Genomic DNA, 23,647 nt, shown 5'->3' with positions numbered 1-23,647 from the left:
TTTAAAAAATTGATTTTCCTTTTTTATTCTTTTATAATTAATATTCAAAGGATGTGAAAAAATATGGCATTTAATCAGAAAAAAATTGCTCTTATAAATGATGTTACTGGTTTTGGAAGATGCTCTATAGCAGTTTCATTACCTATTATATCTGCACTTAAAGTTCAATGTTGTTTTATACCAACAGCAATTCTTTCTAACCATACTGGATTCAATAATTTTTTCTTTGAAGATTATACTTCTAAAATGACAGAATATATAAATAATTGGGAAATCCTTGGATTAAATTTTGATGGAATTTGTACTGGATTTTTAGGATCAAAAGAACAAATTAAAATAGTAGTAGAATTTTTAGAAAAATTTAAAACAAAAGACAATATAGTTTTAATTGATCCTGTTATGGGTGATTACGGAAAACTTTATTCTACTTATACTGATGAAATGTGTAAAGAAATGCAAAACTTAATTAAATATGCAGATGTTTTAACTCCTAACCTTACTGAACTTTGTAGGTTGTTAGACTTAGCTTATCCTTCACAAACTCCTTCACATGAAGAATTACATATGTTATGTAAAAAATTATCACTTCAAGGTCCTAAGAAAATAGTAATAACAGGATTACAAAGACAAGGTTTAATAGAAAACTTTGTATTTGAAAGTGACAAGCCTTATAGTGTAATAAAGGTAGAAAAAATAGGTATAGACCGTTCAGGTACTGGAGATGTTTTTTCTTCTATTGTATCTGCTAGTATTGTTAAAAGTGAAAGCCTTTATTCATCAGTAGAAAAGGCTACAACTTTTATTAGCAAATGTTTAAAATTCACTACTGAATTAGATTTACCAGAAAATCAAGGTGTTTGTTTTGAAGAGTTTTTAACTGAATTAAAATAGTATAAAGGAGAGAGGTATTATGGTTATTTTATATACAAGCAATAAAGGTAATTTTATAAATTTAAAAAATATAACCATTTCAGAAATGGAGTCAAAAGGAATTAAAAAAAACATATATGTAAATTTAACTAATCGTTGTCCATGTGCTTGTACATTTTGTTTAAGAGCAACAAAAAAAATGTCTGAAACTAATAGCTTATGGCTTGAAAAGGAACCAACTGCTGAAGAAGTAATTACTGAGTTTGAAAATATAGATATAAATCTTTATGATGAAATTATTTTTTGTGGATTTGGAGAGCCAACAGAAAGATTAGATGCAATAATTGAAGTTTCAAAATATATAAAGAAAAGAAATTCAAATATGACAATAAGAATCAATACTAACGGCTTAGGTGACTTAATCAATAAAAAAGAAATTGCTCCTTTATTAAAAGGACTAATTGATACAGTTTCAATTAGTCTTAATGCTCCAACTGCTGAAGAATTTTATGAAATAACTAAGAATAAATTTGGAATTGAATCTTATGATGCTATGAAAAAATTTGCAGTATCATGCAAATCTTATATTCCAAATGTTGTGTTTACTGTAGTTGATTGTATTGGTGAAGATGATATTAAAGCTAGCCAAAAAGTATGTGATGATTTAGGCATAAAATTAAGAGTTAGACCTTTTGAATAAATAAAAAATGATGTTCAATATTTTGAGCATCATTTTTTATTACTTAATATATTTAAAATTTTTATTCATTTAATAACTTTTCTAATTCTTTAACATTATTTGATGTTACAACTAATATATCATCTTCCAAAATTACCGTATTCCCATTGGGTACTAATACTTCTCCATCCCTTTTTATCATAACTATAAGTACTCTACATAAAACATCAGCATCTTTTATAGGCTTATTTATTAAACAACTTTTTTTATCAACTGAAAATTCAGTTAATGTTGTACTTTTTTCTTCACGATATTCATTAAAATATTTAAGTTTATTTCCTGATAAAACTAATATATCACCTGGCAAAATTTTTGTAGAACCATTTGGAACAAATACATCTCCATTTCTTTTTATCATTACTACAAGAATATCCTCAGGTATATTAGCATCCATTATCATTTTATTTGCAATACTATTATTTTTATCTATTGTAAATTCTATCAAACTTGTACTTTTGTTTTCCTTATAATCATTAAATGTTTTTAATACAGATTCATCATTATCTATTAAATCTAATTTTTTAGCTAATATAGGTGTAATTGTTCCTTGAGCAACTACTGAAAATAAAGCTATAAAAAATATTATATGAAAAATATCATTATTAGTTGATACTCCATATGTTTCAGCAAAAATTGCAAAAACTATAGATGCAGCCCCTCTTATTCCTACCCATGATATAAATATTTGTTGTTTTATTGGTACATTAAACCAATATAATATACTAAATATAGATATTGGTCTTGCTACAAAAATCATAAATAATGATATTAATATTCCCTTTTCCATTACTAATGGTATTCTAGATGGAAATGCTAATAATCCTAAAACAAAAAACAAGGTAATTTGCATAAGCCATGATATACCATCTAAAAATTGGAATATACTCTTTTTATGTGGTATTTTTGAATTTCCTATAATTATTCCAGTTATATAAACACACAAATACCCATTCCCCCCTAAATACTCACTAAGAGAATATGATAATATTGCAATAGCAGTAATAAATATTAGATAAAATCCTTCTATTTCAAATTTAAATTTCCTTAACAAATAAACCGATAATTTAGCTAATATTATTGCTATTACTATACCAAATAAAATTTGATTTATCGTCATTATAAATATGTTTTCATTATTATTATTTGATATTAACATTAAAATAATTGTTGTAAGCATATATGCACAAGGATCATTACTTCCACTTTCTAACTCTAACATAGATGCAATTGATCCCTTTAAATTTAATCTTTGAGACCTTAAAATAGCAAATACAGATGCAGCATCAGTAGATCCAACTATTGCTCCAATAAGTAAGCCTTCTAATAATGTTGTCTTAAATATAAAAAAACATAGTAATCCAGTCAATCCAGATGTGAAAATAACCCCTAATGTAGATAAAAGAATAGAGGGTTTTGCAACAGACTTTGCCATCTTCCAATTGGTACCGAACCCACCAAAAAACATTATAAATATTAATGCAATTATTGCAATTTTATTGGTAAGTTGATAATCATTAAAATATATCCCCACAATTCCATCCGAACCAAATATCATTCCTAAAATTATGAATATTAAAAGAATGGGTACTCCAAACTTATATAATATTTTAGTAGAAGTTATACTTATTAGTAATACTAGTCCACAAATTATCATTATTTTTATCATGTACTTCCCCCTATTTTTATATAAAGTACCTATTTTATACTATTCATTTTTTACAAAGTTAAATCAAAAAATTTTAAAAATTTTTTTAATTTTCTATAACTAAATAATATACCGACTTTCTAATTATATTTTCTTTATTTTCATGTAAGATATTTCAAAATAATTTTTATATAACTATATTAATAAAATTTTGATATAATATTTATAAAAAATCACTATAAGGAGGGTTATATGAATATAATTATTTGCTTAGATGACAATAATGGAATGATGTTTAATAAAAGAAGACAAAGTCAAGATAGAATTCTTCGAGCTGATCTAAAAGAATTTATTAAAGATAAAGACCTTTATATGAATAATTATTCTTATAAATTATATAAGGATATTGATAATGGTAATATTAAAGTTTCTGAAAATTTTTTGGAACAATGTACTGAAAATGGCTTTTGCTTAGTAGAAGATAAATTATTAAATAATTATATAAATAAAATTAACAATATAATTATTTATAAATGGAATAGAATTTATCCTTCTGATCTTTATTTTGATATTAATTTAATATCAAATTCATGGGAATTACTTGAGACTAAAGAATTCGAAGGATCATCCCATGAAAAAATAACAAGAATTATTTATAGGAGAGTAAACTAATGAAAAACACCTTTAAATTTAAAAATCCACTAATCTTACTTTTAGGAACTTTGCTATTTGTAAGTAACCTTATCAGTTGCTCATCAATTAATACCCTTCCTATTGTAAATGATAGTGGACAAGCAATTGAAGATTCTAATAATCAACCTTTAACAACTTCAAATACTTCAAGTACTAATATTTCTAATATAAATGATATACCTAAATACTCAGGAAAAGATATTATTATTTTAAATAATAATGTACCTAATTTTTCTAAGTCAGATTTAACAACTACTTCTTTTGAAAAATATTCTCCATTAGATAGTTTAGGAAGATGTGGAGTTGCATATTCAAATATTGGAACTGATGTAATGCCAACAGAAAAAAGAGAGTCTATCAGCTCCGTTAAACCAAGCGGATGGCATTCTGTTAAATATGATGTTGTCGAAGGAAAATACTTATATAATAGATCTCATTTAATTGGTTATCAATTAACTGCTGAAAATGCTAATGAAAGAAACTTAATTACTGGTACAAGATACTTTAATGCTACATTAATGCTTCCATATGAAAACATGGTTGCTGACTATATAAAAGAAACTAATAACCATGTTTTATATAGAGTAACTCCATTATTTGAAGGAAATAACCTTGTTGCAACAGGTATACAAATAGAAGCTAAGTCTGTTGAAGATGATGGTGAAGGTATTGAATTTAATGTATTTATATATAATGTACAACCTGGTATTACAATAGATTATGCCACAGGTGATAGTTCTCTTAATAGTGAAGAAATAAAGAAAAATACTAATTCTTCAAATTCAATTAATATAAATAATTCAAATACCTCTAATAATAATAATAATAATAATAATAATAAAGATAATACTTCCTCAAACTCATCTAATTCAAATAATAGTAATTCTTCTAATTCAAAATCAGTTATACGAGGTAATTCTAAATCTAAAATATATCATTGTCCAGGTCAAAGTAATTATGAAACTATGGCTGATTCTGAATACCTTGTTAATTTTAATAGTGAAGCTGATGCAATTGCAGCTGGTTATAGAAAAGCAAAACGATAAACATAATAAAAAGGGTGAATTTTAACAAATTCACCCTTTTTATTATAAGTTATAATATCAATTATTAACATAAATAAAACTTTCACTAAACACTTATTTTTCATCTTTATTTTTTTACAATTATATTTTATTTTTTAAAATCAATCTTACCCAATAATTTAATTTCCTCTAAAGTTGAAATTACCTTTACTGATATTTTCCCATCCTCATACTTACAAATACTTATTTGAGCATTTTCTTCAAATCTTACTATTCCATTACCCTCATCATATCCAATAAAACTAAGGCTTCCTGTTGAAAAATATGGTTTACCGGCAAAACTTCCTTTAAATGAATGATGAGTATGTCCAGTAAAAATACCAACTATAGAACTTTTCCTTATTAGCTCTTCAAACCCATCATTATAACTAACTGATGGTGTAGTAAATTGATTCTTTATAAGATGATGATGACAAATTAAGATAGTTTTCTTGTTATTACTAATTTCTAATTGAGTTTTTAACCAATTATATTGAGAATCAGAAATAAATCCATCACTATTTTTATATATAGAATTATCAAACCCAATTATCCTTAATCCATCTATATCATTAATAGTATTATATGGTTCATTACATTCTTTATTAAACCAACCTTTATAAAAAGCTTCTTTATTATCATGATTTCCTAATGTAATTATATATGGAATCTCCCCTAATAAATTTTCTAATTCATACTTTAAAATTTCATAATCCTCAGATGTTCCTGATTCAACTAAATCACCAGTTATAATAATAAAGTCTATTTCGCTTAAATTTATCTTATTTAAAGAATTTTTTATTTGAATCAAAGGGCTTGTCATACAATTGAAAATAGAATTATAACCTTTTTCAACCCTAGGATATCTTCTCAAAAAATGAATATCCGATAAATGTAAAAACATCATGTTAAGTACCTACTTAGCTTTCTTTTTCTTATTTCTTTTAGTTTGTATACTAAATAATATAAGTGCAATTATTGTTGCCACATAAGGAATAGAAGCCGTAATTTGTGTTTTCAAAGATGTGTTTTGAAGTACATTTCCAGCTGCCTGAGAAAATCCGAAAAATAAACTTGATAAAAGAACACCTATTGGATGTGATTTACCTAAGTTATTTGCTGCCATAGCTATATATCCACGTCCAGATGTCATATTTTGCATAAATAATGTTACAGTTCCCATAGAGAGAAGAACTCCACCTAATCCACATAATATCCCTGATAAACTTATTGTTAAAAATTGATACTTTTCTACTGGTGTACCAAGACTTCTTGCAGCTTCTTTATTTATGCCTATAGCACGTAATCTATATCCTAACACTGTTTTATATAAGAATATATATATTCCTATAGCTAATATAAAAGCTAAGTAATCAATAATTGTTAAACCAGAAAAAATAGTGCCTATTACTGGAATATCTTTTATAATTGGCAAATTAATCTTTGAAAGGCTTACTAAGCTAGAATCAGTAAATACACCTTTAGTTTTAAATATTATATAAAGCAAGTATGTTGTAACTCCTCCTATCATAGTATTAGTTGCCATACCAACAACTACTGGAGATGCTTTTAACTTAATTATGCAAAATCCTACAATAGCAGATACTATCATCCCACTAATTGCACCTGTAAGAACAGATAAAAATACATTGTGTGTATAATAATTTGCAACTATACTGAAAAATGCACCTGTTAGCATTGTTCCCTCCATTGCAATATTAAAGATACGTACTTTAGTGCATATAGCAGCTGCTAAAGTAACTAGTAAAATAGGTGTCATCATACGAAGAGTGGAATTAGCAACAACTGCTAAATAATCTACACTTAATTCCATTATTGTACTCCTTCCTTATCTGTTATATTTTGCTTCTTCTTATACCATTTAACAGCAAATTTCGCAGTAATTAATAAAGTAATAATACCTTGAATAATTGTTGTTACTTCAGATGGTACTCCCATACTACGCTCAATAGTGCTTCCCCCCGTTGTAAGACCTGCAAGAAATATACTGCTTACTAAAATACCAACTGGATGATTGCTTGACATTAATGATGCTATAATACCAGTCCATGCATACCCTGGAGATGTTATCATACTATCAACATAACGATATCGTGTTCCTAAAACTTCACATGCTCCTCCAACCCCTGCTAAGGCTCCACTTAACATTAATACGTAATACATCATTTTGGTGCTATTAATACCACCATAATTAGCAAAGTTAGGATTTAATCCACCCATTTTCGCTTTATATCCAAAGCTTGTTTTTTTCATTATAAAAAGTATAACTAGCACACAAATAACAGCAATTACAAATCCCCAATGTAATGAATAACCTTTAAACATTTTAGGTAAAATATTATCAGTTAACTTTTGAGTTTGAATTGCAGAAGAATCTAGTCCTAACGGATCCTTTACTACATATGTTGTAAAATAAGATGCTATATAATCTGCAATATAATTCATCATAAGAGTTATAATAAGTAAATCTAATTTAAATCTTTCACTTACATATGCAGAAATAAGAGAATATAAAACTCCTACTAATGCCCCACTTAAAAGAGACATTGTAACAACAAATACTGTTGGTCCAGGACATATTACAGCTACAACAGCTGATGTAAATGCCCCTAAAACCATTTGCCCTGCAGCACCTAAACTTGAATATCCTGATCCCCAAGCTAAAGCTCCAGCAAGTCCTGCAAATATAATAGGAACTGAACGTGTTAAAGTCGTAGTTAAATAATATGCTGAACCAAATCCACCCTTAAACATCCCTATAATTGCCTCAAAAGGATTAAAGCCAGAAAATGCTATAATTACACCACCTATTAATAATCCAACAACAATTGCTTGTAGAGGATGCTTTAATGGTTCACATATCTTAGAAAACTTGTTCTTTTTAATGTTCCTATATAACGAATTTTTATTTTCCATTATTATTTTTACCTCCTACCATTAAAAGACCTAGTGCCTTTTCATCAATACTTCCTCTTTTAAATTCACCTACAATTTCGCCTTCGTAAATTACATAAATTCTGTCACTTAAATCCATAATTTCACTTAATTCAGAAGATACTAATAATACACTATCACCATTATTCCTCTTTTCAACAAGTTGATCATGAATAAATTCTATTGCTCCTATATCAATCCCTCTTGTAGGTTCACAAGCAATAATAAGAGGAGTTTCCTTCGACATTTCTCTTGCAACAATAAGTTTTTGAGCATTCCCACCTGAAAGTTCTTTTATTTTTTGAGAATATGAATCCGCCTTCACCCTAAATTTTGAAATTAAATTTATAGCATGATTTATAACCTTATCAGTATTTAAGATACCCCTTTTAGAAAATTCATCACTATCCTCATATCCCATTAATGCATTTTCAGCAAGAGTTGCATCTGGAGCACTTCCCCACATATATCTATCCTCTGGAACATGAGCTATTCCAGCTTCTCTTATATCCCTGACAGTATTATTAGTAATATCTTTGTTATTGATTATTACATTGCCAGCATCAACTTTTTCTAATCCTGTTATACATCTTATAAGCTCTGATTGACCATTACCAGATACTCCCGCAATACCTACTATTTCTCCTCTTTTAATATGTAAATTAACATTATTTAAAATATTTTTATTATGTTCTCCCATTAAAGTTAAATCTTTAACCTCTAAAAGCTTTTCATTAGTTTCTTTTTCCAGAATAACTCTATTAGTAATTTGTCTTCCTACCATTAAATAAGATAATTCATCTATGCTTGTATCTTTCTTTAACTTCTCAGCAACTACTTCTCCAAGTCTCATTACTATAACCCTGTCTGCAACTTCCATAACTTCATGAAGTTTATGTGTTATAATTATTAAACTTTTACCTAGATTCGCCAATTGCTTCATAGTTTTTAAAAGTTCATCTACTTCAATAGGAGTAAGAACTGCTGAAGGTTCATCAAAAACTATAATATCTGCATTTTGATAAAGGGTTTTTAATATTTCAACACGTTGTTGAAGTCCAACTGGACATTCTTCCACAATTGCATTTGGATTTACATTTAACATATAACGCTTTGAAAGCTCTTCTACCTTTTCAATATTCTTTTTATAATCAAAGAATATCCCCTTTTTCATTTCATTCTTATATACAATGTTTTCAGCTATAGTCATTGATTCAAAAAGCATAAAATGTTGTTGAACCATTCCAATTCCTTGCTTCATTGCATCTGATGGATTATGAAAATTCATTTTCTTACCATTAATAAATATTTCTCCTGAATCAGGTTTTTCTAACCCATAAAGAATTTTCATTATAGTTGACTTTCCTGCACCATTTTCACCAACAACAGCAAGTATTTCTCCTTTATTAAGATTAATATTAACTTTATTATTAGCAACTACATTACCATAGGTTTTAACTATATTTTTCATTTCTAAAAGCATGTCAAAGTTACTCCTTTTCTAAACTGATATGTAATATATAAAAAAATCTAATCTTCAAAATAAGTATTTCTACTACTTTTAAAACTTCTATACAATTTCCTATGAAATATAAATTTTTCAAGATAATAAATTAAGGGCCAAAGCCAAAATTGCCTCTGCCCCTTATTTAAAGTAAAATAAATACTTATTATAATCCAATTATTTTGCAGATTCCTCAGGAACTTCTATAACTATTTCACCTGAAATAATTTTTTCTGCTGCTGCCTTACCAGCTTCTATAACTTCATCAGTTATAATTTCTGTATTTCTATAATTCATTTCCTCTGGTAAAACACCTACAACCCCAAATGCACCTTCTTTTAATCCTAATACTTGTGAACCGCCATTTAATTTACCTGCTAAAAATTCATCAATTATAGTATTCATAACAGCTCCAGTATTCTTTAATAATCCACTTATGATACTTGTATTTTCAGAAGTTGTTTGGTCAACACTTAATCCTGTTGTATATATTGGTGTACCCTTTTTATTTAATTCTTGAGCTGCTTGATATATACCTGAATTTGCACTTGCAGATACTCCTCCAAATATAAAGTTTGCTCCTGCAGCCTTTTGTTGTAATGCATACTCATAAGCTAAATTAGTATCATTATAAGAATTAGTGTAATTATACATAAAGTTAGCATTTGGATTAACAGATTTTACTCCTTCTGAAAATCCATATCTATATTTATAAGTAGCTTGTGTTTGAAATGATGCTATATAACCATATAAGCTTTCATTAGGAAAAGCTGTTCCAATCATTGCACCTAATACATATGAACCTTGTGCTTCATTAAATCCAAAACTTGTTACCTTTTGGTTAGCAGCTGTTGTGTCAATTACTGCATATTTAGTATTTGGAAACTTATCTGCTGCATCACTAAAAGGATCAGCTGCTTGCCATCCAATACCTATTATTAAATCATATCCTTCATTAGAAGCTGCAAGTGTATTTTCCTCCCAAGCAGCTGTATCTGTACATTCAATAGACGTCATCTTAAATCCATAAGTATTACTTGCCTTTTCTAAAGCTTCATATGCTTGAAGAATAAATTGTTCTGTTCCAATTGTATCTGAAATTAAAGCTATATTTAACTTTGAATAATCTCCATTAGTATCTTTGATACCAATTGATTCATTGCTTGTTGAATCTGAACATCCGGCAAAAAGAAAAGTTGTCATGATAAATAGTAAAGAAGTTATTATTTTTTTCATTATTTAATCTCCTGTATTTCATTTTTGTTACTTTAATTATAATAATTATATATGCTTTTAAATATGACATAGGTCATATTTCGATAAAAAAACTGTATATTTTTTTATTTATTCTTTTTATTATTCGCTTTTATTGTAATTAAACATCATTTTTTGTATTATTTTATTTTTATATTACTTTATTTTCTTTAGAACAATTTATTTATACTTAATATTACATTATTGTAAGAAATAATTATTTCTCATTCGCATTTCATCTTATTGTTATATATTTTTCATTATGTTAAAATCATAAATGTAACTAGAATAATATTATTGTTAATTAACTTACTCGTTTGGAGGCCTTATGATAATTGTTAAAAACAAAGATTTGCTAGATAAATACATTTCTACAACTGGAATTTCCAGACTTTTTTCTCAAGATATAAGTAATCTATTAGAACTGTTCTCTCTAGAAAAGGGGGATTTTCTAATTAATGAGGGAGAATGTTCCGATTATTTATTTTTTTTAGTAAATGGTAAATTAAAAGTTTTTTCTCATTCAACTTCTGGAAAAATAATGTCTTTATCACTTTTTAATTCATTTCAAATTATAGGTGAAACTTGTAGCTTATGGAATAAACCTCCTACAGCATCAGTCCAAGCTACTTGTAAAACATATTGCATAGGTATATCTATGCAATATAGAGACCTTCTTTTAAATGACATAGTATTTTTAAGATATATTTGTCAAAACTTAGGCGATAAACTAAGTTATATGAATAATAATACTTGTATTAATCTTTATGAATCATTAGAGAGTAGATTAGCTTCCTTTATATTAAAATCAGAAAACAATGGTATTTTTTCTTATAACTTAACAGAATGTGCAGAACTTTTATGCACAAGCTATAGGCACTTACTAAGGATTATTAATTTATTTTGTAATACAAATAAGTTATCTAAAAATGGAAAATCATATAAAATTATAGACAGAGGCTATTTAGAAAGTATTGCTTCTAATTCAATTATTACATAAATAAAATCTAATATAATATAAAGGGGTTCTCACTAAAATTTTATACATATTAATTATTTTTATAATAAAAATCAACAAGATATATTGCAGTATTTATTTTAATGAGCTTCCCCATTTTACTATCTTTCCTGAATAAACTTTATATACATTTTAATAATTTCTACACATTCATCATAAGAAAATCTAGATGTATTTAAAATTAAATCATAATTTTCAGCATCTCTCCATTTTTGTCCTGTATGATATCTATAATAAATTCACCTATATATTTGGTCTTATTTATCCACTCTTCAGCCTCTTTTCTTTCCATACCCAATCTTTTCATTTCTCTAAGTATACATTCTTCATCATTTGCATGGACAAATATTTTTATTGCATTTTTATTATCTCTTAAAACATAATCTGCTCCTTATTTTTAGTGCTTTTGTTCAAGAAAAAAGAGCCTTTACTCCTAAGAATAAAAGCTCCTTACTTTAAAATATATTTTACTTATAACTAGTTTAATATTTATTATTATGTTATAAATTACTATATATATTTTTATTTATTAACAAATAGCTCCTCCAACAGCATTAATATCATTTTTATTTTCAATAGCTGCTTTTATTGCTAATTCTAGTCCCTTACTAATATCAGCTATGCTCATTGATGGCTTTCCTGGTTTATCTATAACTTGAGCTGGTATATATGGAACATGTATAAATCCAGCTTTCATATTAGGGTACTTCTTATCAACTAAGTATAATAAGTGATACATAACATGGTTACATACAAAAGTTCCTGCTGTGTTTGAAACTGATGCAGGTAATCCACCTTCTTTAATTTCATTAACCATTGCTTTTATTGGTAGGTTAGAAAAATATGCTGGTTCACCATCTTCATATATTGATATATCTATAGGTTGCTTACCTTCATTATCTGCTATTCTTGCATCATCTAAATTAATTGCAACTCTTTCTGGAGTAATATCAAATCTTCCTCCAGCTTGACCTATTGATATTACTATATCAGGATTATATTTTTCTATTTCTTCATTAATTTTTTCTAATGACTTTCTAAATACCGTTGGTATTTCAATCTTAATTACTTCAGCATCTGAAATATTGTCTGGTAATAATTTAACAGCTTCTAATGCTGGGTTTATATTTTCTCCTCCAAATGGATCAAATCCAGTTATTAATACTTTCATATTTTTTCTCCTTAAAATTTCATCTTATTTTATAAATATAATTATTTTAAATAAAACAATTATATTTTTAATACTATTATATATATTTATTAACTAAATTAAAATGCTAAGAAATACATTAATAAAATATGAGTAATTAATAAACCTATAGCTACTGGTGCTTGATGTCTTATTATTGCATTTTTATCATCAATTTCAAGTAAAGCTGCTGGCATAACATTAAAGTTAGCTCCCATTGGTGTTAATAATGTTCCACAATATCCTGCTGTTAATGCTAAAGATCCAGCAATAGCTACATTAGCTCCTTGTGCAAATACGAATGGTATACCAACTCCAACAGTTATTACTGAAAATGCAGCAAATGCATTACCCATTATCATTGTAAATAATGCCATACCCACACAATATGCAGTAACACCTATAAATACATTACCCTGTGGTAATACACTTGATATACCAGAAGAAATTACATCTCCAACACCAGCTGCTGTAAATACAGCTCCAAGTGCTGCTAATAATTGTGGTAATATTCCTACCGGTCCTACTGATTGAATCATTCTATCAGATTCTTCAACAAGAGCTACTGGCTTAGCTTTTGTAATAATAAATGTTACTATCATTGCTACAATAGATGCAACCCCTATTGCTGCAGTTCCTGAAATTGGTGTAAATTGTGCAATTCCTAAGGCTACTAAAGCTATAACTAATGATGGTATAAATATCTTTAATCCTAACTTTTTAGCTTGCTCTTCTCCAAACTTTTCATTTAAAGTCTTAATATTTCCTGTTTTTACTTGCTTAGTTAAAGTAAGCACTGCAATGACAACTAATATTCCACCAACAATAACTGATGGTATATATGGGCCAAATATAAATATAAATCCTAATAATGCCCAAAATAAAGTCGTTCCTATTTTAGCCTTATGATTTTTATCTTTTAATGTTAATAAAGCTGTATTTAACATCATAATTCCAATTATTATGTAGAATATTTCTAATAATATATTAGAAATTGCTTTAAAATCCATATGTCTTTTCTCCTTTGTAACTATTTATTTCTTTTTCCAAATGTTCTTTCTAATTGCTTATCAAGGATAATATTTTGAATAATTACTAATATAAATGCAATTACTGCTACAGGAACTGATGCTTTTGCTATCTCTAATCCTGTTGTTGCATATCCTAAATCACTTAATGTATTAGAAATTAATAAAACTCCACTACTTGCTAAGAAAAGATTTTGACCATAAAAATTACCATAGTTATCCATAGATGCTGCTGCTGCTTTAATCTTATCTTCATATTTTTTATCTATTTCACCATATTTACTTATAGCTGCACCTTGAGCCATTGGATTTATTAAAGGTCTAACAAATTGAGGATGTCCACTTATTCTTAATGACATAGCTCCAGCAATTTGTCTTATTAAACAATAAAGTGTTAAAAGCTTTCCTGTTGAAAGATTTTTTATATTTTTAATTAATTCAACTGCTTTCTCTTTTAATCCATATCTTTCTGATATACCTATTATAGGTAAAGTTAATATAAAAATAGTTATTAATCTTTGATTAACAAATGTTTTACCAAGTATTGATAATATTTCAGTAATATCCATATGTGCTGCAAAACCTGTAGTAAGTGCTGATATTATTATTACAGCAATACTATCTAATTTTAATGCAAATCCTACTATCACCACAAAAATTCCAATTAGTACCATTTTATCTCCCTCCAAATTTTCTTTATAATATATTTATACTCTTTTTTTTCTATGTTTGTCTACAAGAATTTTATACCTTATGTATTTTTTTATATATTTTTATATAATTTATTTAATATTATAACAGTTTTATTAATAAAATAGCAATATAATTATTTATAAATCATTATATTGTTATACATAAAATTTTTAGCCTTAAACAAAATTTACTATATTATAGTTTCACATTCTAATATTAAAACCTTAATATCTATAATTAAAAATATAATTATTTTAATTTTAAATTAAACTAAATTTTAAATATATAATTTATAAATTTCAAAATACTGTTTCACTTAAAACAAAACTTAAGCTTAGGATGTATACTAAATTTAGTAACTATCCTAAGCTTAAGTTTTATTACTTTTATATTTTTTTATAAATACAAACTATCAATTGAAAAATTTGCACTGCCGTATTAACCTATTTAATAAATTATATTATTTTATTAAGGAATTATCTCCAATATATATACTAATAACCCTAAAATTAATAATAAAAGTAGTATAAATAATATAATATTAAATATCATACTCAACCTCTCATAAATACTTTGTTTAAATATATTCTCAATGTAAAATAAATATTATCTTTATTTTATATTATTTGTCCCTTTTTAGGTAAAAGTATATCTCCATTTTCATTATAAAGCTTTTCTGGGCGATAAGAATGAATTGGAACTAATAATTTTGGAGAAATTAAATTAATTATTTTTATTAAATCCAGTGGTCTTGCATGTCCAGTACATTTAACAATATTAAACTTTATATCATTATCTTCAAAATTCTTTACAAACGGCTTAAAATTAGGATCAAAATCACCTAATGGAGTTGCATCTGTATGTATATAAACTCCACCTTTTTTTAATTTATTAATATACTTTAACGCCAATTCATCTAATTGCCAAAAATACTTATTTTCATCATTTAACAACTCTTCAAAATCTATTTTTAAATTTTTATTTAATCCATAATCTTTGTCATCTAATTGATAATAATACGTTTCAACTCCGATTGCCTCTTTTATTACATATGAGTTATAAGCACTTAATACTACTGTTCTTGGATTAGTTTTTATTATATTTAAAATCCTCTCAATATTTGAAATATAATAATTAAATGTTATTTGCTTTTCTATATTACTTTTTACTATATTATTAATCTTTTCAATAAGTTCATTTTCATTAATTGTTTCTACTTCTTCTAACTCATCATCATATTCTTTAAATGAAACACTTACCCCTTCAATTAATAATACATCACAATTTTTACTTTCTTTGCAAAAATTCAATGTATCCTTTTCTCTATATCCATGAAGTCTTAAATCTCCAGAATAAGCTATTTTCATTTCTGGAGTTTCTATTAATAATCCACAAGCTCCATAAGCATCATGATCAACTGGCATAACCTTTACTTTTATCTTACCAACTGTAACAATTTCATTTTCTTTAACTCCAGTAACTTCTCTTGTATTAGAACCTTGCTTTTGATATAAAGGAAAAATGAAATTATCATTAATATTTAACGTATTTATTAATGATTTTGTTCCCTCTAATGTATATAGTGGTATTTCTGGTCTTAAATAATTTACTATTTTAGAATGATCTAAATGTATATGTGATAGAAAAACTGCAGTATATTTAAATTTATTTTCTTTTGACTTATACCCTTTTAATGGTATTTTAGTATCAAAAATATTATCTAAATACGGTACTAAATTATTATCTAATAACCCTTGTAAATCTGAGGGTTGCACACTTGCTGATGGATTAAATTCACTTCCAAAATCAAAGAAAATATGACTATCTTCATATTCTATTTCAATTATTGTTCCACCAATTGTTAATACTCCACTATGAAATGTTATTTTTGTCTTTTTATTCTTCATCATGCTTATATACTCCTTATCACTTGTATACTTTTTATCATTTACTTATACTTATATCATATCTTATTCCATTTTAATTTCAATGCCCTAAATAATCCATTAACTTATATATTAATAATAAAAGTTCATATAACTAATGATTTTAACTAAAAAACTGCATAGGAAAATAACCTTTATAGCTTTTTATTTTTATAATTTTCAGTTTTAAGCCATTTATAAAAACTAAAATAAATACTTTGTGTTTAATTATAATAAATTTTAAAATAGTTTATTTAATCACATTTATTTTTATCTTAAGATAAAAAATTACTTATTTCACATTTAAACTTAGTTATTTTTATAAAAATAATCTAAAATATCATCAAATGTTTCAAAAGCTAAGCCTGCTGCTTCACAACATTCAGTTATAGCTTCTTTCATTTCCTTTATTGGAATATCTTTTATTGTATCACATTTAATTCCCTCTTTACGATATGATTCGCAAATGGCATTTTCAAGTTCTTCTTTTGAAACACCATCTTCTTTAAAAATGTTTAAAAATATTTCTCTAATATTATTTTCTCTTTCTATTTCTGTTAATATATTTTCCATATATCCTCCAAATTCATCTCAAAATTTTATAGCTTATTCATATTATATCACATTTTATGAAATTGTTAACATTTCAAAAATAAAGCAATAATTAATCATTTATATAAACAATTAATTATTGCTTTTCATACTTTATTTAAACTACTTCATTAAATAATTATCAACTGCTAATGCAACCTTTCTTCCTTCAGTTATTCCCCAAACGACTAACGAAGGACCTCTTCTTGCATCCCCTGCTACAAATACCTTTTCCTTAGATGTTTTATAATTTATATCATTTGCATGTATACTTCCTCTTTTATTTAAATCAACACCTAAATCATTTGCTATATAATCTTCAACTCCTGTAAATCCCATTGCTATTAATACTAAATCTGCATTCCATATCTTTTCTGAATTTTCTACTTCTTTAAGATTCATTCTTCCATCCTCACCTTTAATCAATTGTACATCAACAGTTTTTAAAGACTTAACATTTCCATTTTCATCCCCATAGAATTCTTTAACACTTGTTAAGTATCTTCTTGGATCATGTCCAAACATTTCAATATATTCTTCTTGACCATAATCAATTTTTAATACCCTTGCATACTCCGGCCATGGATTATTTTTACCTCGTGATTTTAATGGTTTTCCCATTATTTCAAATTGATTTACAGATTTAGCTCCTTGCCTAATAGCTGTTCCAACACAATCTGTTCCAGTATCTCCACCACCAATTACTATTACATCTTTATTAGTAGCTAAAATATCAGAACCCTTATTAAACTGAGAACCTACTATTCTTTTTGTGTTATTAGTTAAATATCTTACTGCAAAATGAATTCCATTAAGTTCTCTTCCTGGTACTTTTAAATCTCTTGGCTTAGATGCACCAATTGCAACTATTATTGCATCATATTCCTTTTGTAATTTGCTATACCTTACATCTATCCCAACGTTAATACAGGTTTTAAATATTACCCCTTCTTCCTTAAGAATATTAACTCTTCTTTCTATAATATTCTTTTCTAATTTCATATTAGGAATACCATACATCATAAGACCACCAACATAATCTTCTCTTTCATATACAGTAACATTATGTCCTAATTTATTTAAAATATCAGCAGATGCAAGACCTGATGGCCCTGAACCAATTATAGCTACTTTTTTACCAGTTCTTATTTTAGGTGGATTAGCCTTAATTTTCCCTTCAGTAAATCCTTTTTCAATAAGATACTTTTCATTTGCTTTAACTGTTACAGATTCTCCATTTAACCCACAAGTACATGCATTTTCACATAATGCAGGACATACCCTAGATGTAAATTCTGGAAAATTACTTGTTTTTAAAAGTCTTTCCAATCCCAATTCCCACTTATCTAAATATATTAAGTTATTCCATTCAGGAATAAGATTATGAAGGGGGCATCCTGTAGCCATACCATTTAATATTACACCAGATTGACAAAATGGAACTCCACAATCCATACATCTTGCCCCTTGCTCTCTTCTTTCTTCTTCTGTAAGAGGTACTTCAAACTCATTCCAATGATTCACTCTACTTAATGGATTTTCCCTATTACAATTTTTTCTATTAAACTCCATGAAACCTGTTGCTTTCCCCATAATCCCCCTCCTTACATAGTCTTTCCTGTCTTTTCATAAAAAGCATTTACTAAAGACTGCTCTTTAGTAACTCCCTTTTCTTCATTACTTTTAACAAGTTCTAAAACTTCCTTGTAATCCTTTGGAATAACCTTTTTAATCTTAGCTATATATAAATCAAAATTATCAATAACTTCCTTTGCTTTAACAGACTTAGTGAGTTTTTTGTGTTCATTTATTACTTCTTTTAAGAAATTAATATCATCTTTATCTAAGCTTTCAATAATAACCATTTCCTTATTTACCTTAGAATCAAAATTTCCACTTTCATCTAAAACATAAGCAATTCCCCCACTCATACCTGCTGCAAAGTTAATTCCTGTTTCACCTAATACAACTGCTTTTCCACCAGTCATATATTCACATCCATGAGCTCCACACCCTTCAACAACAGATATAGCTCCTGAATTTCTTACACAAAATCTTTCTCCAACAACACCACTAAAGAATGCTTTTCCTGATGTAGCTCCATATAACGCAACATTACCAATTATAATATTTTCATTTGCTTTTATTTTACTATCTTTAGGCTGATAAACTATTATCTTTCCGCCAGATAATCCCTTACCAACATAATCATTACCATCACCTTCAACTTCTAAAGTTAATCCATTAGGTATAAATGCTCCAAAACTTTGTCCTGCAGTCCCTTTACCTTTAACCCAAACTGTATCTTCTGGTAATCCTTCTGTTTTATATCTTCTTGTAATTTCTGAACCTAATATAGTTCCAAACGTTCTATCTGTATTAAAAATATCAATATTTATTTTTACATTTTCCTTATTTTCTAAAGCTGGCTTTGCTAATTTTAAAAGAATAGTAGAATCCTTAACTTCATCAAGTTTATGATTAAACTTCTTATTTTTATTAAATTTAACTCCATTTGTGGAATTAACTTGTGATTTATTTAAAATTAATGATAAATCAACTCTTTTAGCCTTCCAATTATCAAGATTTTCTTTTTTCTTTAATTTATCTACTCTTCCAATCATTTCATCTATGCTTCTAAATCCAAGTTTAGCCATGTATTCTCTTAATTCTTCTGCAATAAATTCCATGAAATTTACAACATACTCTGGTTTTCCTGAAAATCTCTTTCTAAGCTCCTTATTTTGAGTTGCAATTCCAACTGGACAAGTATCTAAATTACATACTCTCATCATTACACATCCTAATGATACAAGAGGAGCTGTTGCAAATCCAAATTCTTCTGCTCCTAATAAAGCTGCTATTGCAACATCCCTTCCAGTCATAAGTTTACCATCAGTTTCTACTCTAACCCTATCTCTTAAATCATTCATAACAAGTGTTTGATGCGCTTCTGCTAATCCTAATTCCCATGGTATACCAGCATGCTGAATTGAAGTTTTAGGAGATGCTCCTGTACCTCCATCATAACCTGATATTAATATTACATCAGCTCCAGCCTTAGCAACTCCTGCAGCAACTGTTCCAACACCTGCTTCTGCAACTAATTTTACAGAAATATCAGCATAAATATTAGAATTTTTTAAGTCATATATAAGTTGTGCTAAATCTTCTATTGAATAAATATCATGATGTGGTGGTGGTGAAATAAGCTCAACTGCTGTAGTTGAATGTCTTGTTTTAGCAATCCAAGGATATACTTTTGATGCAGGTAACTGACCACCCTCCCCTGGTTTTGCTCCTTGAGCCATTTTTATTTGCAACTCATCTGCATTAACTAAATATTCTGAAGTAACACCAAATCTACCTGATGCTATTTGTTTTATTTTAGATCTTTTAGAATCTCCATTATTTAATGGAATCCATCTTTCTTTATCTTCTCCACCTTCACCAGTGTTAGATTTTCCACCTAATCTATTCATTGCTATAGCAAGTGTTTCATGTGCTTCCTTAGAAATTGACCCATATGACATTGCACCAGTTTTAAATCTCTTTACAATTTCAGATGCTGGTTCTACTTCTTCTAATGGTATAGGATTTTCTGCAAACTCAAAATCTAATAACCCTCTTAAAGTTAATCCTTCTTCTTCTTTTATTATTAATGAAGAATATTCCTTAAACTTTTTATAATCACCAGTTTTAGTTGCTTGTTGTAACTTATAAATACTTATTGGATTATATAAGTGCATTTCTCCATCACTTCTCAATTTATCTCTACCAAAATTATCTAAATCAAAATTAATTTGTCTTAATCTCTTGTCATATGCCTTTTGATGCTTTTGTAATATTTCCTTTTCTATATCTTTTAACGTTAATCCACCAATTCTACTTACTGTATTTTCAAAATACTTATTTATCACTGATTCATCTATACCTAACGCTTCAAAAATTTGTGCTCCTTGATATGATCTAATAGATGATATTCCCATTTTAGAAAGTATTTTTGTTATCCCCTTTACAACAGCTTTATCATAATTATCAGTAGCCTTTTCAAAAGGAACTGTAATTAATCCATCTTCAACTAATTGATAAATACTTTGATATGCTAAGTACGGATTAACAGCTGTTGCTCCATATCCTAAAAGTGTAGCAAAATGATGTACCTCCCTTGCTTCTCCAGTTTCAATAATAATATCTGCTAAGCTTCTAGCCCCTTTCTTAATTAAATAATTATTTACTGCAGAAACTGCTAATAATGAAGGAATAGGTGCATTATTTTCATCAACAAATTTATCACATAATATAATTACATTTGTTCCTTCCCTAATTAATTGAAGTGCTTCCCTACATAAATATTTTAATGATATTTCTAAACTGTTTTCCTTTGTAATATCAAAAGTAATATCTAATGTACTTATTTTATATCCTTGTCCATTTAATAATTTTATTTTTTCTAAATCTTCATCATTAATAATTGGATTTACTATTTCTATTTGTCTACAACTTTCAGGACAATCATCTAATATATTTCCCTTAGAACCTAAATAAACATTTGTAGAAGTTATAATTTCTTCTCTTATTGCATCTATAGGTGGATTAGTAACTTGTGCAAATAATTGTTTGAAATAATTAAATAATGGCTGTTCTTTTAATGATAATGCTGCAAGTGGAGTATCTATTCCCATAGCAGCCATTGGTTCATGCATATTTTGTGCCATTTCAAAAATATTAGTTTTTAAATCTTCATATCCATAACCAAAAGCTTTTTGATAAGTAACCCTTTTATCTTTATCCATAAATTCTTGCTTATAATTTTTAATTTCTATATTTTTTAAAGGTGTTAATCTTTCATCTAACCATTCTTGATATGGATTCTCCAAACTATATTTTTTCTTTACTTCTGAATCTTCTATCAATTTACCCTTCACTGTATCAACTAATAAAATTTTACCTGGCTCTAATCTTTCTTTTCTTATTATTCTTGATTCATCAATTTCAACTGCTCCAGTTTCTGAAGCTAAAAAAAGATAATCATCATTTGTTATATAATATCTTGATGGTCTTAAACCATTTCTATCTAAAACAGCACCAACTTTATCACCATCTGTAAATACTATTGAAGCTGGTCCATCCCACGGTTCAATTATTGTTGAATTATATTTATAAAAAGCTTTTTTATCCATATCTATATCTTCTGCTTTTTCCCAAGGTTCTGGAATTAACATTAATATTGCTCTTTCTAAATCCCTTCCCCCCATGTATAAAAACTCTAACACATTATCAAACGTTGCTGAATCAGAGCCTTCTTTATTAATTATAGGTAAAACTTGATTTAATCTATCTCCAAAAACCTTTGATGTAATAGATGCTTCCCTTGAATAAATCTTATTAACATTTCCTCTTAATGTATTTATTTCACCATTATGAACCATCATTCTATTAGGATGTGCTCTTTCCCAGCTTGGAAATGTATTAGTAGAATATCTTGAATGAACTAATGCAATAGCAGATGTAACATCCTCATCTAATAAATCATTATAAAATTCTCTAACTTGAGTTGATAGTAACATACCTTTGTAAACTATTGTTTTAGATGAAAGTGATGCAATATATGTACTGCAATCCTTTAATTGTTTTTCCTCATTAAACTTTTTTTCAATATTTCTTCTTAATATATAAAGCTCTCTCTCAAAATCTTTAGAATTATTTATACCTTCAGGCTTATTTATTATGATTTGCATAATTGTAGGCATTGATTCTAAAGCAGCCTTTCCAATCCCCTTATAATTTATAGGAACATCTCTTAATAAGATAATTGAATATTTTCCTTCTTTTAAAACTGTATTAATTATATTTAATGCTAATTCTTTTCTTTCTTGTTCTTTTGGCAAAAATAATGTCCCTATTGCATAACTCCCTTGATTAGGTAAATTAACATTAGCTTCATTACATACTTTTTTAAAAAAATAATGTGGTATTTGAATTAATATTCCTGCACCATCACCAGTATTTTCATCTGCTCCAGTACCACCCCTATGCTTTAAATTTTCTAAAATATCTAAAGCATCATTTATAACCTTATTAGATTTTTCGCCCTTAATATTAACTACAGCACCAATTCCACATGCATCATGCTCAAAACTGCTATTGTATAGCCCCCTATTTTCATTCATAATATAGCGCTCCTTTATTTATAATTTATTTATAAATGTATCTGTTGTTTTCTAATTTAAAGTAAATATCTATTTAGTAAGCCCCATTGCTTAATAAACTTTACTAAAACTATTAATTGAAAACAAAATATGAAATAAACTTTTTGCAAAAAATCTCTTTTCTATTTTAATACAATTTTTATATTATTTTCATTATATACAACTTTAAATATAATTTCAATTTTTTGTTAATATCTTTATATACTTTCACCAGAAAATTTATCTAAAATATATTCATGAACATTTTTTTTTGATAATATGTTATTT

18 protein-coding genes and 1 pseudogene are annotated in these 23,647 nt (G+C 27.1%); 5 read left to right on the top strand and 14 right to left on the bottom strand.

The window, feature by feature from the left end; translation table 11 throughout:
• Positions 1–63: 63 nt before the first annotated feature.
• Together ACUN06_RS03270 and ACUN06_RS03265 are read left to right on the top strand one after the other, a co-directional pair.
• Positions 64–891, top strand: a complete 828-nt coding sequence (locus tag ACUN06_RS03270) for a pyridoxamine kinase (protein WP_291731011.1) — start codon at positions 64–66, stop codon at positions 889–891.
• A gap of 19 nt (positions 892–910) precedes the next feature.
• Complete coding sequence (locus ACUN06_RS03265; protein WP_294368514.1) at positions 911–1,570, top strand: TIGR04100 family radical SAM protein; 660 nt, start codon at positions 911–913, stop codon at positions 1,568–1,570.
• A gap of 61 nt (positions 1,571–1,631) precedes the next feature.
• Here ACUN06_RS03265 and ACUN06_RS03260 read toward each other — a convergent pair whose 3' ends face one another.
• Positions 1,632–3,275 carry a potassium/proton antiporter gene (locus ACUN06_RS03260; protein WP_449390088.1) on the bottom strand — a complete coding sequence of 548 codons (1,644 nt, stop codon included), beginning with the start codon at positions 3,273–3,275 and terminating at the stop codon, positions 1,632–1,634.
• A gap of 231 nt (positions 3,276–3,506) precedes the next feature.
• Between ACUN06_RS03260 and ACUN06_RS03255 the strand changes: the two genes are divergently transcribed.
• Together ACUN06_RS03255 and ACUN06_RS03250 are read left to right on the top strand one after the other, a co-directional pair.
• Positions 3,507–3,926 (top strand): ribonuclease Z, encoded by a 420-nt coding sequence (locus ACUN06_RS03255; RefSeq protein ID WP_291731017.1) that lies wholly within the window; start codon positions 3,507–3,509, stop codon positions 3,924–3,926.
• Positions 3,926–4,993 (top strand): DNA/RNA non-specific endonuclease, encoded by a 1,068-nt coding sequence (locus tag ACUN06_RS03250; RefSeq protein WP_449390087.1) that lies wholly within the window; start codon positions 3,926–3,928, stop codon positions 4,991–4,993. The genes ACUN06_RS03255 and ACUN06_RS03250 overlap by 1 nt, the downstream gene beginning before the upstream one ends.
• Before the next feature lie 127 nt (positions 4,994–5,120).
• Here the strand turns inward: ACUN06_RS03250 and ACUN06_RS03245 are convergent, their stop codons facing one another.
• From ACUN06_RS03245 to ACUN06_RS03225, 5 genes are all read right to left on the bottom strand, one after another.
• A complete protein-coding gene (locus ACUN06_RS03245) occupies positions 5,121–5,918 on the bottom strand; it encodes a metallophosphoesterase family protein (RefSeq protein ID WP_291731020.1) in 798 nt (265 codons plus the stop codon).
• 9 nt (positions 5,919–5,927) lie between these two features.
• Positions 5,928–6,845: an ABC transporter permease gene (locus ACUN06_RS03240; RefSeq protein ID WP_291731024.1), complete on the bottom strand. Its 918-nt coding sequence runs from the start codon at positions 6,843–6,845 to the stop codon at positions 5,928–5,930.
• Positions 6,845–7,948 (bottom strand): ABC transporter permease, encoded by a 1,104-nt coding sequence (locus ACUN06_RS03235; protein WP_291731025.1) that lies wholly within the window; start codon positions 7,946–7,948, stop codon positions 6,845–6,847. The genes ACUN06_RS03240 and ACUN06_RS03235 overlap by 1 nt, the downstream gene beginning before the upstream one ends.
• Positions 7,938–9,449 (bottom strand): ABC transporter ATP-binding protein, encoded by a 1,512-nt coding sequence (locus tag ACUN06_RS03230; RefSeq protein ID WP_294368502.1) that lies wholly within the window; start codon positions 9,447–9,449, stop codon positions 7,938–7,940. The genes ACUN06_RS03235 and ACUN06_RS03230 overlap by 11 nt, the downstream gene beginning before the upstream one ends.
• A 198-nt stretch (positions 9,450–9,647) precedes the next feature.
• Positions 9,648–10,706 carry a BMP family lipoprotein gene (locus tag ACUN06_RS03225; protein WP_291731027.1) on the bottom strand — a complete coding sequence of 353 codons (1,059 nt, stop codon included), beginning with the start codon at positions 10,704–10,706 and terminating at the stop codon, positions 9,648–9,650.
• Positions 10,707–11,052: 346 nt separating this feature from the next.
• Between ACUN06_RS03225 and ACUN06_RS03220 the strand changes: the two genes are divergently transcribed.
• On the top strand, positions 11,053–11,724 hold the full coding sequence (locus tag ACUN06_RS03220; RefSeq protein WP_291731028.1) for a cyclic nucleotide-binding domain-containing protein: 672 nt from the start codon (positions 11,053–11,055) through the stop codon (positions 11,722–11,724).
• Between the two features lie 199 nt (positions 11,725–11,923).
• Here ACUN06_RS03220 and ACUN06_RS03215 read toward each other — a convergent pair.
• From ACUN06_RS03215 to gltB, 8 genes and pseudogenes are all read right to left on the bottom strand, one after another.
• Positions 11,924–12,121: pseudogene (locus tag ACUN06_RS03215) on the bottom strand (cytidylate kinase family protein); the annotation flags it as partial.
• Between the two features lie 150 nt (positions 12,122–12,271).
• The gene (pcp, locus tag ACUN06_RS03210; RefSeq protein WP_291731029.1) at positions 12,272–12,913 is read right to left on the bottom strand and encodes a pyroglutamyl-peptidase I; all 642 of its coding nucleotides are present in this window, start codon (positions 12,911–12,913) and stop codon (positions 12,272–12,274) included.
• Positions 12,914–13,011: 98 nt separating this feature from the next.
• Entirely contained in the window at positions 13,012–13,941 is a 930-nt protein-coding gene (locus tag ACUN06_RS03205; protein ID WP_294161194.1) for a DUF979 domain-containing protein, read from the bottom strand.
• 20 nt (positions 13,942–13,961) lie between these two features.
• Positions 13,962–14,633 (bottom strand): DUF969 domain-containing protein, encoded by a 672-nt coding sequence (locus ACUN06_RS03200; RefSeq protein WP_294126462.1) that lies wholly within the window; start codon positions 14,631–14,633, stop codon positions 13,962–13,964.
• A 636-nt stretch (positions 14,634–15,269) separates the two neighbouring features.
• Positions 15,270–16,562 carry an MBL fold metallo-hydrolase gene (locus tag ACUN06_RS03195; protein WP_291731032.1) on the bottom strand — a complete coding sequence of 431 codons (1,293 nt, stop codon included), beginning with the start codon at positions 16,560–16,562 and terminating at the stop codon, positions 15,270–15,272.
• Positions 16,563–16,886: 324 nt separating this feature from the next.
• Positions 16,887–17,150, bottom strand: a complete 264-nt coding sequence (locus ACUN06_RS03190; protein ID WP_291731033.1) for a hypothetical protein — start codon at positions 17,148–17,150, stop codon at positions 16,887–16,889.
• 141 nt (positions 17,151–17,291) lie between these two features.
• Entirely contained in the window at positions 17,292–18,761 is a 1,470-nt protein-coding gene (locus tag ACUN06_RS03185; RefSeq protein ID WP_294161196.1) for a glutamate synthase subunit beta, read from the bottom strand.
• Between the two features lie 11 nt (positions 18,762–18,772).
• Positions 18,773–23,341: a glutamate synthase large subunit gene (gltB, locus tag ACUN06_RS03180; protein WP_294161197.1), complete on the bottom strand. Its 4,569-nt coding sequence runs from the start codon at positions 23,339–23,341 to the stop codon at positions 18,773–18,775.
• Positions 23,342–23,647 lie beyond the last annotated feature (306 nt).

The sequence above is a fragment of the Clostridium sp. ETTB3 genome (assembly GCF_053571985.1).
The sequence above is the reverse complement of the archived record's forward strand: the minus strand, read 5'-3'. Positions and strand labels throughout refer to the sequence as shown.

Coding starts and splice junctions, on each gene's coding strand:
- ACUN06_RS03265 (WP_294368514.1), top strand. CDS start 911: ATGGTTATTTTATATACAAGCAATAAAGGTAATTTTATAAATTTAAAA.
- ACUN06_RS03220 (WP_291731028.1), top strand. CDS start 11,053: ATGATAATTGTTAAAAACAAAGATTTGCTAGATAAATACATTTCTACA.
- ACUN06_RS03270 (WP_291731011.1), top strand. CDS start 64: ATGGCATTTAATCAGAAAAAAATTGCTCTTATAAATGATGTTACTGGT.
- ACUN06_RS03245 (WP_291731020.1), bottom strand. CDS start 5,918: ATGATGTTTTTACATTTATCGGATATTCATTTTTTGAGAAGATATCCT.
- ACUN06_RS03250 (WP_449390087.1), top strand. CDS start 3,926: ATGAAAAACACCTTTAAATTTAAAAATCCACTAATCTTACTTTTAGGA.
- ACUN06_RS03185 (WP_294161196.1), bottom strand. CDS start 18,761: ATGGGGAAAGCAACAGGTTTCATGGAGTTTAATAGAAAAAATTGTAAT.
- ACUN06_RS03190 (WP_291731033.1), bottom strand. CDS start 17,150: ATGGAAAATATATTAACAGAAATAGAAAGAGAAAATAATATTAGAGAA.
- ACUN06_RS03240 (WP_291731024.1), bottom strand. CDS start 6,845: ATGGAATTAAGTGTAGATTATTTAGCAGTTGTTGCTAATTCCACTCTT.
- ACUN06_RS03225 (WP_291731027.1), bottom strand. CDS start 10,706: ATGAAAAAAATAATAACTTCTTTACTATTTATCATGACAACTTTTCTT.
- ACUN06_RS03235 (WP_291731025.1), bottom strand. CDS start 7,948: ATGGAAAATAAAAATTCGTTATATAGGAACATTAAAAAGAACAAGTTT.
- ACUN06_RS03200 (WP_294126462.1), bottom strand. CDS start 14,633: ATGGTACTAATTGGAATTTTTGTGGTGATAGTAGGATTTGCATTAAAA.
- ACUN06_RS03230 (WP_294368502.1), bottom strand. CDS start 9,449: ATGCTTTTAGAAATGAAAAATATAGTTAAAACCTATGGTAATGTAGTT.
- gltB (WP_294161197.1), bottom strand. CDS start 23,341: ATGAATGAAAATAGGGGGCTATACAATAGCAGTTTTGAGCATGATGCA.
- ACUN06_RS03195 (WP_291731032.1), bottom strand. CDS start 16,562: ATGATGAAGAATAAAAAGACAAAAATAACATTTCATAGTGGAGTATTA.
- ACUN06_RS03205 (WP_294161194.1), bottom strand. CDS start 13,941: ATGGATTTTAAAGCAATTTCTAATATATTATTAGAAATATTCTACATA.
- ACUN06_RS03255 (WP_291731017.1), top strand. CDS start 3,507: ATGAATATAATTATTTGCTTAGATGACAATAATGGAATGATGTTTAAT.
- pcp (WP_291731029.1), bottom strand. CDS start 12,913: ATGAAAGTATTAATAACTGGATTTGATCCATTTGGAGGAGAAAATATA.
- ACUN06_RS03260 (WP_449390088.1), bottom strand. CDS start 3,275: ATGATAAAAATAATGATAATTTGTGGACTAGTATTACTAATAAGTATA.